The sequence below is a fragment of the Litorilinea aerophila genome (assembly GCF_006569185.2).
Taxonomy (GTDB): domain Bacteria; phylum Chloroflexota; class Anaerolineae; order Caldilineales; family Caldilineaceae; genus Litorilinea; species Litorilinea aerophila.
Window position 1 is genome coordinate 40062 of sequence record NZ_VIGC02000026.1, and the last position, 12668, is coordinate 52729.

Genomic DNA, 12668 nt, shown 5'->3' on the forward strand with positions numbered 1-12668 from the left:
GCGCCGTATGGCGTGAAGGAAGGTCGGGGGTCGGGGATGGAATGGCATCAATCAAAACATGGAATGGGACTGGAGCACACGCTGGCGTCGAATGTTGTGGTATCCAGCCAGTATACTTTGCACTCTGGAAGCAGCCAAATGGCCGCAGACAGGCCCTCAGGCCCCTTCCTTTTCTCTTTGACATTTTCTAGCATCGTTTCTAAACTGAGCCAGAGGATGAAACCGTCTGTCCTTGTTTCCCTGGAGACCTTTGGCCGATGCCAGCACGTATGGAGCCGCTCATTGAGGAAGCCCGTCAGCGGGCGTTGGAGGTGGTCCACAGTTGCGTGGTGCCAGGCGGATACCGGGCCTCCGCGCTGGCCGCGGGCTACCCCCAGATCTGGGCCCGGGACAGTGTCATCACCTTCCTGGGCGCGGTGGCCACGGGGGACGCCACCCTGCTGGCCGCCGGCCGGGCCGCGCTGGAGACCATGTCCGCCCACCAGTCTCCCCTGGGGCTGATCCAGCTCAACGTCAACCCGGACACCGGCTACGTCAGCACCGAAAACGCCGGCGCGGTGGATTCCAACCTCTGGTACATCCTGGGCCACTACCTCCACTACCACTGGACCGGCGACCGGGCCTTTCTGCAGCGCCACTGGCCCCACATCGACCGGGCGTTGCTCTGGCTGAACTACCAGGACATGAACGAGTGTGGCCTGCTAGAGGTGCCGGAGGCGGGCGACTGGATGGACCTGCTGGCGGTGCGCTACAACGTCCTCTACGACAACGTGCTCTACTATGGCGCGCTGCTGGCCCACCAGGAGCTGAGCCGGATCCTGGGGGCAGAAGGGAGCTGTCACCGTCCCCGGGTGGATGCAGCGGGTGTCCACGAACGCATCAACGCACTCATGTGGATCGACCGCTGCTGGGTGGCGGAACACTTCGCCGAGCACCTGGAAAAGCTGAAGGCCATGCGCCTGGAGTGGTTCATGCTCTACCACAACGTGGGGACCATCTCCAGCCGGCCCTTCTACCTGCCCTGGGTGGCCTTTCGGGAGTACGGCGACTGGTGCGACAGCCTGGCCAACGCCCTAGCCATTCTCACAGGTGTGGCGGACGGCCACCGCACGGAACACATCCTGCGCTACATGAAGCAGGTGGGCATGGCCGAGCCCTACCCCACCAAGGCCATCTATCCACCCATCTACCCGGGCGAGAGCAGCTGGCGGGAGTACTACCGCAGCCGCAATCTGAACCTGCCCAACCAGTACCACAACGGCGGCATCTGGCCCATGATCGGGGGTTTTCACATCGCGGCGCTGGTGCGCCATGGCTGGCGGGGGGAAGCCGAGCGGCTGCTGGCCTCCCTGGCCGAGGCCAATCGACAGGGCATCGCGGAGGAGTGGGAGTTCAACGAGTGGCTGCACGGCGAGAGCGGCCACCCCATGGGCTTTGCCCGCCAGGCCTGGTCCGCGGCCATGTACCTCTACGCCTACCATGCAGTGGAAAGCGGCCGGCTCCCCCTCTTCGACCAGCTCCTGGCCGCCAAGCCCCAGTCTGCCCGGGAACAGGAGGTCAACGACGTGATCATCCGCCCCGGGGGCGGCCCGGTATAGAAAGCGGTGCGGAAACCCTTTTGTAGTAGAGCCATCCGCGCTTTTAAAATGAATTTGCGGCGATTGTCCCATTGTGCTACAATTCGCCATGACTCCGGTATGGGGTCACACACAAACCCTTGTTTCCCAGTTTTCAGCGCCATTTTCAGTCCCCATCTGTTCCCGGTTGATCTCGGCAGAAGTGCCCGGTGATCCCTACGGTGCTCTCTACCGCAGGTAGCACTGTTTAATGGCTACCGCCCTTCTGCCGTGGTTTGGTTGTTTAGAATCATTCCCGTTGGTAGATCCCTACATCGTCCCGCTTGCTCGTCTCGAAAGCTCCCCCCTGGGGACGTGATGTGGGAAGCTGGCTGTTTCCCTCCCGCCACAAGGCGGTCGCTCAACACCAAAGCACCCGCCTCGATTCCACAACCGGTCTACGGTGGGTCATCCACAGGAGAAGCGAAGGAGAAGCTATGGCCGTCGTCTCAACACAACTCCCGGCACAGAGACGCTCCCCAGGCCTGGTGGCACGCCTGGTCGGAGCTAAATCGCCCCTGGAGACCAAGCAGGCATTGTGGGGGTACGTCTTTTTAATGCCCTGGCTCCTGGGGCTGACCATCTTTCTGGTAGGACCGATCTTGATTTCGGCCTATCTGAGTTTTACCGAATATGACGTACTCTCCTCTCCCCAATTCATCGGACTGGCCAACTATGCCCGGGCCTTTACCGGGGACAAACAATTCTGGCCATCCCTGGGGCGCACCCTGTACTACTCCATCGTGGTGGTGCCGGTGGGGCTCATCGGCTCCCTGGCCCTGGCCATGCTGCTCAACCAGGGGATCAAGGGGACCAATATTTTCCGAACCCTCTATTTCTTGCCCCACCTGACGCCGGCCGTGGCGCTGGCCGTGCTGTGGGTCTGGATCTTTCACCCCTCCCTGGGGCCGGTGAACACCATGCTGGGCTGGATCGGTATCGACGGCCCCGGCTGGTTGACCTCCAAGCAGTGGGCGCTGCCGGCTCTCATCATCATTACCATCTGGGCCGGGGTTGGAGGGAACACCATGCTCATCTTCCTGGCCGGCCTGCAGGGGGTGCCCAAAGAGCTGCTGGAAGCGGCCGAAATTGATGGAGCCGGAGCCTGGGCCCGCTTCCGCAACGTCACCCTCCCCATGATTTCGCCCACCATGCTTTTCAACCTGATCCTGGGCATCATCGGCGCCCTCAAGGTCTTCACCCTGGCCTTTGTGGCGACCAACGGCGGCCCTTCCTATGCCACCTGGTTCTACGCCCTCCACATCTACAACCAGGCGTTCCACTACTTCCGGATGGGATACGGCGCCGCCCTGGCCTGGATCTTCGTCGTGGTCCTGATGGCCTTCACCTACCTTCAGCTCCACCTGTCCCGTCGCTGGGTGTACTACGCAGGAGAGTCCGACTAATGGCAACCCAAAGCAACGCCCTCCGCGGCCTGAACCGGGCCCAGAGCACCGGTCGCAGCCGACGGGCCCCCTTCCGGGGCCGAGACGTAGCCCTGTTTGTGCTGGCCTGCGTCCTGTCGGTCATTTTCCTCTTTCCCTTTTTCTGGACGGTCATGAGTTCTCTGAAGAGCGTCCAGGAGCTGAACACCTTCCCACCCACCTGGATCCCCCAGGATCCCCAGTGGGTGAACTACCCCAAGGTGCTACAGCGGGTGCCCTTCCTGCGGTGGACCTATAACAGCCTGCTGGTGGTCTTTCTGGCCACCCTGGGGACGGTGTTGTCGGCCTCCATTGTGGCCTACTCCTTCGCCCGTTTTCGCTACCGGGGGCGGGATCTGATCTTCATGATCACCCTGGGCACCATGATGCTGCCGGCCCAGGTGACCCTCATCCCCCAGTACGTGCTCTTCCACAAGCTGGGCATGGTGAACACCCTCTACCCCCTGTGGTTGCCGGCATGGTTTGGCGGCGGCGCCTTCGCCATCTTCCTCATCCGGCAGTTTATCCTCTCCCTGCCCCGGGAACTGGACGAGGCGGCCCTGATCGATGGGGCAGGCTATTTCATGATCTTCTGGCGCATCCTGCTGCCGCTCTGCAAACCGGTTCTGGCCACCATCACGGTGATCACCTTCATTGCGGTCTGGAACGACTTCGCCAATCCCCTGATCTACCTCCAGTTGCCGGAGAAGTTCACCCTGGCGGTGGGCCTGAACTACTTTAAGAACTTCCCCGAGATGGGCGGTGAACCTACCCAGCATCTGCTGATGGCAGCCTCGGTCATGATGACTGCGCCCATCATCGCCCTGTTCTTTGCCACCCAGCGCTACTTCGTCCAGGGCATTGTCCTGTCCGGCATCAAGGGCTGATCCGGGCCCGGCGGGCCAGAAATCCTGGCGGTGCGCATCCCAGAACGCCGCAGAAGTCAGTCAACCTGTGGGAACAGCCCCCCCCTGTTCACCCAATCACATTCGTTTTTTTCAGAAGTTCACAGAAAACAGGTTTCACAAGAAAGAGGAGGAACCATGGAGAATCGCAAGTTAAGTCGCCGCAGCCTGCTGAAATGGATGGCCGCCGGCTCGGCTACGGCCGCCCTGGCTGCCTGTGCCCCGGCCGCGGCCCCAGCGGACAGCGGCAGCGGCCAGCAGCAGAGCGCCGAGTCCGCCGCGGCCCCAAGCAAGGACAAGGTGCAGATGAGTGTCGCCACCTTTGCGGCTGAGCTACACGACTGGCAGCGGGAGTTCTCCCGCCGCTGGGCCGAGGAGCACGCAGACCAGGTGGACCTCCAGATCGAAGAGGTGGTCTACAACGAGATGGCCAAGCTACAGCTGGCCCGCTCCGCCTCTGGCACCCTGTGGGACGTGGTCTTCAGCGGCATCAAGTGGTTCCCCTTCTCCGCCTCCAAGAACATGTTCCTGGTGCTGGACGACTTCCTGGCCAACCGGGAGGATGCCAACCTGGATGACTTCTTCTCCACAGCTTTAGCAGGCGGCTACCTGGACGGCAAGCTGTATGGCCTGCCCTACGAGATTCATCCGGGCAACCCGGCGCTGGTGGCCTTCAACGTGGACATGTTGGAGGAAAAGGGGCTGCCTCTGCCCACAGACGACTGGGATGTGAACCAGTACGCCGACCTGGTCGCCCAGGCCACCGATCCCGACAACAAGATCTACGGCACCAACTATCTGCCGGGCAACTACTACGACTTCGAGTCCCTCTCCCGGGCCTACGGCACCGACATCATGGACCCGGAGCGGAAGCAGTTCTGGTTCAACACCGACGAGCTCAACCGGGCGGCGGCCCGCTGGATTGTGGACCTGCGCACCAAGCTCCATGCGGCGCCCTCCCGGGAGGATGCCCAGGGGCTGGACTTCACGGCCGGCGTGCTGGCCACCGCCGTCACCGGCTCCTACAGTGTCAACGGCTGGGGGACCACCATCGGCGACAAGTTCCGTCACGATTGGGCCCTCTTCCCCAAGGGGCCGGATGGCAAGCGGGGCTACACCGCCTTCACCTCCAACTATTCCTGCTCGGCCCAGACCAAAGCGCCGGACCTGGCCGTGGATCTGCTCCTCTACCTTACCTCCACCGAGGCCGGCCTCTGGTCCGCCCTGGAGCAGGGCACAGGGCAGCCCAACGCCCGCCGCTCTGTGTGGGAGAACGAGGAGTTCCTCAGCAAGTCCCATCCCATCTTCCGCCGGATCCTGGACATGTACAACAACCCGGACATTCCTGGTCCGTTCCCCATGCCCTACAACCTGCGCTTCCAGGAACTGCAGGACAACTGGGCCAACACCTCGCCGGACCTGTTCTACGGCGATGTGGAGTATGAGGAGGGCATGCAGATGGTGCAGGAGGCCTGCCAGGAGATCCTGGACCTGCCGCGTGCGTAAGAACGTTCGCTTGGCATAAAGGGTAAAAGCAAAGGGGGCACGGCCAACGGCCATGCCCCCTTATGCTTGTATGCTTGCCCGAACAGATCGAACCAACAGGCGGTCAGGCAGCCAACGCCCCCACGGCCTGATACACCTGACTGCCCCCGATGGCGACCATGGCAAGGGCAGCCACCGCCAGCAACAGCCGGGTGACCTGGGGATTCAGCCGGCCGGCAGACGAAAAGAGAAGGATCAGGGCAAACAGGCCGCCGATGAAGACCACATAAAACCCCAGCACAAAGCTCAGCCCGACGCCCACCGCCTGTTGAAGCCCCTGCATCATGATGGGGCCGGCCACCAGCCCCCAAAAAAGGTAGGGATTCGGGTTCAGAAAGTTGACAATCACCGCCTGCAGCAGGTTCTCACGGACAACCTGCTCGGCCGGTTGAAACTGGGGCGCTGCCCGCCGCAGGGAGAGCAGCAGACGGGCAGCCAGGTAGAGGAGGAAGAGCCCCCCACCCAGACGCAGCAGGTGGAGGAACCAGGCAGGCGTCTGGGTCAGGACCAGGAGCACCGCTGCAATGATGGGGCCATCCGTGATCAAAGGGGCGAAGATAGCCGGCAGGGTACGCCGGAAGCCATGTTGCAACGCCTGGGCAATGACGTACAGTTTAAACGGGCTGGGCGTCAGCACCGTGGGCAACGCCAGGGCCGCCCCCTGCAAAAAATAGAGAACCATCATCGCTTTCTACCCTCTTCAAGTTTTCCTCAGCGCAGTTGTCCACGCCCCTGGATGTTCCACACCACCTCCACCGTCCCGTCCCGAATGCCATAGAGACGGTCGTGGAGGCAGACGGTGGCATCGCCGTAGCCCACCACCATGTCGAAGGCCTCCCCCACCTGCCAGCCCTCCTCAGCAGCAGGCAAGGTGATGATGCCATGCTCGGCCGACAACAGAAAACGCGCCACGGCAAAGGGCAGCGGCTGCGGAGGCGGATACCCCCGGGGGGCGGTCTTAAAGCCGGCATCGCAGATGATCCGATCCGGGGCCGGCCGGCTGGTCACGGTGGTGCGGATGAACAGGGCCGGCTCCAGGGAGATCCCCCACGCCTGGTACGACTGGTCACAGAAGATGGCGCCGCCCGCCTGAATCTCCGTGACACCCGGCAGGAACGGGGTGATCTGATAGGTGCCGCTGCCGCCCGCGCTGACCACCTCCACGGGGATGCCGTGCTCCCTACACAGGGCCACGCTCTCCATCAGCAGCCCGATACTTCGCTCCACACATCGGCGCCTCTCCGCCGGGTCCTCCACAGCCAGGGCGTGGCCCTCCCACGTCATCAGGCCCAGAAAGCGCACACCCGGTGTCTCCAGGATGTGGCGGGCCAGGGCCCGGGTAGGTTCCCCCGGCTGGGTCCCCGCCCGGTGCATGCCCGTGTCCACCTCCACCAGCAGCCCCACCTCCACCCCAGCCGCCCGGGCGGCCGCGGCGATGGCCGCCACATTGCCGGCGTTGTCCACCGCCACCTTCACATCGGCGTGGCGCTGCAGATGTACCAGCCGGGCGATCTTCTGGGGCGTGACCACCTGGTTGGCCACCAGGATGTCCCGGATGCCGGCGGCCGCCATCACCTCGGCTTCACCCAGTTTGGCACAGGTGATGCCGATGGCCCCCGCCGCCAGCAGTTTATGGGCGATGGCCGGCACCTTAATGCCCTTGGTATGGGGGCGCCATTTCACCCCAGCCGCCTGGAAATGGCGGGCCAGCGCGGCAATGTTCCGCTCCAGGCGGTCCAGATCGACCCACAACACCGGCGTATCCAGCTCCGCCTTCCGCAGCCCCACTTCCACTTGCACCATGCTCGGCTCCTTTTTCTATTAGGGGAATTGGGTGATTAGGTTACCAGGGGATTAGGGAATTGGGTGACTGGATGATTGGACGAGGTGTCATCCCCCAATCATCTAATCCCCCCAGTCACTACCCTTCCAGCCAGATGGGGTTGGTCCACGCGCGACCGCCGTGGGCATCCCGCACGGTGATTCGACAGTAGGGGCTGTTGAAGTTGGCCAGGCTCAGGGTGGCTTCCATCAGGCCCGGCTGCGCGGCCGAAACCGAGGCCGCCCCCTTGCCGGTGACGAAGATGCGCTCCGCCGGCGAGCAGCGGACGTAGACCTCCTGGCCGGGGACAACCCGAACATCGAAGATCTGGGGCCCGGTGCTGGAGTAGAAATGGCCGGCCTTCAGCGCCGCCAACAGCGCCTCCGGCGTCAGGTCTTCACTTTTGACGTAGACCCAGCCCCGGGCGAAATCGTGGCGCTGGCGCACGCCGTGGAAATCATCTGCGGCGTAGACGAAGTAGCGATGCCCCCGGCTCAGGAGTACGTCGGTGATGTGCCAGCTGTCGGCCCGGTCGTTGTGGTCCACAGCCACCCCGTTGAAGACCTCGATGGCGTGGATGGGCCCCAGGGCCAGGATGTCGGCCTCGGTCAAGGTATACCACTGGGGATGGGCCGCGGCCACGAAGGCCCCGGCCGCCAGGGCCCGCTGGGCCAACTCAGGCCCGCTCTCCTCCTCCGGCGTGGCGGCAAAATCCAGGGGCAGGCCCACAGCCAGGATGTGCCAGAGCCCGCCCAGTTCGGTGCTACCGCTGTGCAGCTCGGCCCCCAGCAGAGTGGTGAAGTCGTCGGTGCGGTAGGGACGGGTATCCACCAGGGGGAACTCGTAACGGGCCATGAAATGGTCGGTCAGGGCGATAAAGTGGTAACCGTTTTCCCGATACAACTGGCAGACGGCTTCCGGCGTCAGTCCGCCGTCGGACCGGGTGGAATGGGTGTGAAGGTTGCCGCGCCAGAAGCGGCCGGGCAGGTGAAACGGTAAATGCTCCATGGTTGTCCTTTCTGAGCGATTACAGCCTATGATGGCCTGTTTACGCTGTTGTGTACGAATGGCTCCACGCCTGGCGGAAGAGGCGCAGCCAGTTGCCGTGGAGAATGGCCCGGATGTCATCGTCGCTGTAGCCCCGATCGGCCAGCAGACCGGTGAGCTTTTGGAGGTCGGCGATGGTATCCAGGTCGCTGGGCGACTGCTCCCGGCCATAGCCGCCGTCCAGATCGGTGCCGATGGCCGCGTGGCGGCTGTTCCCCGCCAGCTGGCAAATGTGGTCGATGTGATCCACCACTGTTGCCATGGTGACGTCTTCGTTGCTGGTCACGTTGTTGATCCAGCCAGGCTTCAGCATCCAGGCGTCAAAGGCCGCACCGATGACCCCGTCCCGCTGGAAGATGGCCTGGAGCTGTTCGTCGCTGAACTGCCGCTGGTGGGGCACCAGCGCGCGGCAGTTGTTGTGGCTGGCCAGCACCAGCCCGTCGTAGTGCTCCAGGGCCTGCCAGAAGGCCTGGTCGGAACAGTGGGTCAGATCCAGGAGGATGCCCAGGCGCGCCATCTCCCGGAGCAGGGGAACGCCCAGCTCGGTCAGGCCCAGCTCTGTGCCGGTGCCACCACAGTAGCGGCCCGGGCCGTAGTGGGTGGGGCCCAGCAGGCGCAGGCCGGCCTGCCACCACGCCTCCAGCTGTTCTGGATGGAGGATGGGGTCGGCTCCCTCCATGCTGATGATGAAACCCAGGGGCGGCGTCTGGTCCGTCTCCTCGGGGTGGGCGGCGTCCCAGGCCTGCCATTCGGCCACATGGCGTTCCAGCCCCTCCAGGTCGGTGATGATGCGGGCATGTCCTTCCTGTTCCAGCGCCCGGTAGTAGGCCAGCTGGCCGTGGGCCATGCCGTAGGCCTGGGTGGGGGAGTCGTAGTCGATGTGGGGGGCGGGGCGGCCGGTGGAGCGGGCGATGAGGGTGGCGACGCTGAGGAAGATGCGCCCCCGCCGCATCTCCGGGAAGGCGACCGTCCCCTGGGCGCGCCCCTTGCCCGGCACCCGCTGCTCCGTGGTGCGGATGGTGTAGACCGAGCGGAGGAGATCCCGGTTCCAGTTCAGGGCGTTCATGGACAGATCCAAATGGGCGTCGATAATCAACATGGTTGGTTCCTCCTTTTGAATGTACAAATTGAATGTACAAAAATCCCCGTTCTTCTGTCACGCAAGGATGCGTGACCTACGCAACTGCGCACCAGGCCGAAGGTCAGGAGTCCATCCTATCCAGGGCAGGCCGTCAATAGCGCAGAACAGCCGTCACCGGCAGGTGATCCGAGGCGCCCCGGCGGGTGCGCCGGTTGAAGGGCCGGGGCCGGCCGCTGCGGGTGGCCACCAGCGGGTGCCGGAAGATCTGGACGCTCTCCCGATCCAGGGTGAGGCCCCGGCCGGAGACCAGCCCCCGGCTGGCCACGATCTGGTCCAGGATCTGGTACCGGTTGGGGAATTTCTCACCTGTGGAGAGGGAGTCCAGGAAAAAGGTGCCCGTGTTGGGCTGGTGCAAAAATTTCCACATGGCGTTGTAGAGGAAAACATCCTGGGCCCGGTAGTCGGCCGTCTCCCGGCGAAAGTTGTCGATGTCATTGGTGGGCCCGATGACCCGATCCAGCTCGCTGGAGGCCCGCAGGTGGTCGATGACGCTGCGATCCGCCGGCTCATCGTTGAAATCCCCCACCACCATGACCTTGTTCTCCCAGCGGGCCCGCACGGTGGCCAGATCATTGGCCGCCCGCAGGCGCTCGTACTCCTCGGGGCTCACCTTGACGTGCTCTTCCACCAGCAGGGCGATGTGCTCCGCCACGGCAATGCGCAGGGGCTCGCTGCGGTAGCGCCCCAGGCGGCGGGATGGCCAGTGGCTGGCGATAAGCACCAGCCGTTCCCCGGTGGCGTTGATCTCAAACTCCACCTCGAAGACGTCCCGGGTGCGATAGCGGAGGTGAACCAGGTGAGAGCGCATGGCCAGGAGGCTCAGCTTACGCCGGTCGTAGGCCACGGCCACGTCAATCCCCCGCAGATCCCGGGTGCCGCTGGGATCCCGGGCCACGGTCAGGTGCGCATTGCCCATGGCCTCAACCAGGGCAGCCAGCAGATCATCCTTTTCAATTTCTGCCACAGCCAGCAATTCCGGACCGGCGCCGTTGTGGGTGGCGTTCAGCCCCGCGGCCAGGTTGGCCATCTTGGCCCGGAATACCTGAGGGGTCCAGCCGTGGGCAGCGGTGAACTGGAAATCCCGGGAAATGGGATCGTCGTCCGTGTCGAAGAAGTTCTCCAGATTCCACCAGACAAAGCGAATGGTTCCCATGAGAGGTAAGCCCTGCTCGTGTTCAGCTATGCTCAATTGAAGTCTTCGCCGATGATGCGTTCAGGCTCCACCACCAGGAGGACCTGGCTGGCGTCCCGGGTGGCTTCGTGATAGACCCGGGCGCTCTCCTCGTCTTCGTAGTAGCGGCGGATGATCCGCCAGCGCATCTCCTCCTGCAGGGGAGCGCCGTTTTCCACGATGGCCACCCGCCCGCGAATGAGCACGTAGCGGTAATCGGGTGGACAGCCATCCACGCAGATGGTCACCCGGGGATCCCGGCGCAGGTTGCGCACCTTGGCCGTTCGGCTGCTGGTGCTGATGTAGAGGCGTCCCCCTTCGTAGAGGTACCAGACGGGGCTCACCTGGGGCGGGCCATCCCCGGCGTTGGTGGCCACGATGGCGTTGCGGGGCGCCTGGAGAAACGCCTCGATCTGGGTCTGGGTCATGGATGCCATGGTAAGCAGTCACTCCTTTCTGACTGAGCTCCAGAGAGCACCAGGGATTACGACGGGAGCGGACGCCGCAGGTGGCGATAGGGAAAGCGGCTCAGGTTGGCGGTGCAGAGGCCGGATGTGTCCATCTCGATGACGCCGGCTGCGATGGGCAGATAGGCTGCCCGGTAAGCCACGGCCGACTTCACCACGATCATCTTCTGCTGCTCCGGGATCACGCCGACCCCTCGCAGCTGGGCCAGGTCGAAGGGAGGAATTTTTCGCTCAGTCAAGATGATGTTCACGCCGCCGACCCGCAGCCAGACCGTACGCCCCATCTGAATCACGTTGCCGAAGAAAGAGGCGAAATGGTTATCGGGCAGCTCGCAGGTGAAGGTGCCGGGGCTGAGGCGCCGCACTTCTCCCTGGACGGCCACCGGCTGGCCGTGCCAGCGGTCCACTTTGCCGCCCACCGATAGCGACACCTGGGCGCCTTCGCCTGCTTCCCAACAGGCCGCCACCGCCTCCGGGTCGGCCAGGACGATGGTCCCCTCCTGGACGTCATGGGCCAGCATGGCCCGCAGCGCATCGGTGCCGTCACCGGGCGTCCCCCCGCCGATGTTATCGGCCGAATCCACCAGGATGTACGGCCCGCCGGGGCTGGCCAGGGCCTGGGCCACGGCCTCTTCAGGGGGCAGAAAGCGGGGCAGGGCGGCATCCCGGTGGGCCAGCAGGATGTCTGCCAGCTCCTGGGCGTAGCGCCGGGCCAGGGCCGGGTTGTCGTCGGTGGTGACGATGAGGCTGGGGCCGGTATCCGGCGTGTCGGCGTAGGCAAAGCCCCCCATGACGCAGATGGAGATCACAGACGGCTCGGCCCGCATCTCCGCCGCCCGGGCATGGACGGCACGCAGGGGCAGGTCGTCGGTGCCGGTGGCCTGGGGCGCCAGGAGGAGGGGCGGCTGCACCAGGGCCGCGGCGGGGCGGATCTCCCCCTGCAGGAGTTGGGCCATCACCGCCGCCGACTCCAGCCCCCGCGCGTGGGGATCCACATGGGGGTTGGTGTTGAAGGCGATCAGGACGTCGGCCAGCTCCACGGTGGGGCGACCGATGTTGCCGTGCATGTCCAGCACCACCACGATGGGTACGTCTGGCCCTACCACGCCCCGCACCGCCTCCAGGGTGTGGCTTTCCGTGTCCAGGCTGATCTCGGTGACCATGGCCCCGTGGAGGGCCAGCAGCACGCCGTCTACGGGCAGGGCGGCTTCCAGCCGGGCCAGCAGTCGCTCCAGGAGGGTCTGGTAGGCGTGGGCAGTGACGATGCCGCCGGGCATGGCGGCGCCGTAGGCTGTGGGCAGCAGGGTCCATCCCCGTTCCTGTGCCCCCTGGATCATGCCCCCGATGGCGGAGCGGGTTTCGGCCATGGCCGTCAGCATGTCCGCGCCCTCGTGGAGGGACTGGGCGGCGAAATCGGCCAGGGTGGTGGGTGTCTCGGCAAAGCTATGGGTCTCGTGGATGATGCCTCCCAGGGCAATACGGGGGGAGCGCCGATCCGCAGATGCGTCCATGTCAACATCCTCCTGGGCT

General features: G+C 64.4%; 11 protein-coding genes. 4 read left to right on the top strand and 7 right to left on the bottom strand.

The window, feature by feature from the left end; translation table 11 throughout:
* The first annotated feature begins 257 nt into the window (after positions 1–257).
* The 4 genes from FKZ61_RS17815 (at position 258) to FKZ61_RS17830 (ending at position 5451) form a co-directional block, all read left to right on the top strand.
* On the top strand, positions 258–1598 hold the full coding sequence (locus FKZ61_RS17815; protein ID WP_141611494.1) for an amylo-alpha-1,6-glucosidase: 1341 nt from the start codon (positions 258–260) through the stop codon (positions 1596–1598).
* Between the two features lie 455 nt (positions 1599–2053).
* The gene (locus tag FKZ61_RS17820) at positions 2054–3022 is read left to right on the top strand and encodes a carbohydrate ABC transporter permease (protein WP_141611495.1); all 969 of its coding nucleotides are present in this window, start codon (positions 2054–2056) and stop codon (positions 3020–3022) included.
* Positions 3022–3927: a carbohydrate ABC transporter permease gene (locus FKZ61_RS17825; protein WP_141611496.1), complete on the top strand. Its 906-nt coding sequence runs from the start codon at positions 3022–3024 to the stop codon at positions 3925–3927. Before FKZ61_RS17820 ends, FKZ61_RS17825 begins: the two co-directional genes overlap by 1 nt.
* 156 nt (positions 3928–4083) lie before the next feature.
* The gene (locus FKZ61_RS17830) at positions 4084–5451 is read left to right on the top strand and encodes an ABC transporter substrate-binding protein (protein WP_141611539.1); all 1368 of its coding nucleotides are present in this window, start codon (positions 4084–4086) and stop codon (positions 5449–5451) included.
* A 103-nt stretch (positions 5452–5554) separates the two neighbouring features.
* Here FKZ61_RS17830 and FKZ61_RS17835 read toward each other — a convergent pair whose 3' ends face one another.
* The 7 genes from FKZ61_RS17835 to FKZ61_RS17865 all read right to left on the bottom strand — a co-directional run bounded on the left by FKZ61_RS17835 (position 5555) and on the right by FKZ61_RS17865 (position 12649).
* Positions 5555–6175, bottom strand: a complete 621-nt coding sequence (locus FKZ61_RS17835) for a LysE family transporter (protein WP_141611497.1) — start codon at positions 6173–6175, stop codon at positions 5555–5557.
* 26 nt (positions 6176–6201) lie between these two features.
* Positions 6202–7293, bottom strand: coding sequence for an alanine racemase (locus tag FKZ61_RS17840; protein ID WP_141611498.1), 1092 nt, complete (start codon positions 7291–7293; stop codon positions 6202–6204).
* 118 nt (positions 7294–7411) lie between these two features.
* Positions 7412–8320 carry a CehA/McbA family metallohydrolase gene (locus FKZ61_RS17845; protein ID WP_141611499.1) on the bottom strand — a complete coding sequence of 303 codons (909 nt, stop codon included), beginning with the start codon at positions 8318–8320 and terminating at the stop codon, positions 7412–7414.
* Between the two features lie 40 nt (positions 8321–8360).
* Complete coding sequence (locus FKZ61_RS17850) at positions 8361–9458, bottom strand: dipeptidase (protein WP_141611500.1); 1098 nt, start codon at positions 9456–9458, stop codon at positions 8361–8363.
* 133 nt (positions 9459–9591) lie between these two features.
* Positions 9592–10653 (bottom strand): endonuclease/exonuclease/phosphatase family protein, encoded by a 1062-nt coding sequence (locus FKZ61_RS17855; protein ID WP_141611501.1) that lies wholly within the window; start codon positions 10651–10653, stop codon positions 9592–9594.
* 32 nt (positions 10654–10685) lie between these two features.
* Positions 10686–11108: a pyridoxamine 5'-phosphate oxidase family protein gene (locus FKZ61_RS17860; RefSeq protein WP_141611502.1), complete on the bottom strand. Its 423-nt coding sequence runs from the start codon at positions 11106–11108 to the stop codon at positions 10686–10688.
* 47 nt (positions 11109–11155) lie between these two features.
* Complete coding sequence (locus tag FKZ61_RS17865; protein ID WP_141611503.1) at positions 11156–12649, bottom strand: M81 family metallopeptidase; 1494 nt, start codon at positions 12647–12649, stop codon at positions 11156–11158.
* Between the last annotated feature and the right edge of the window lie 19 nt (positions 12650–12668).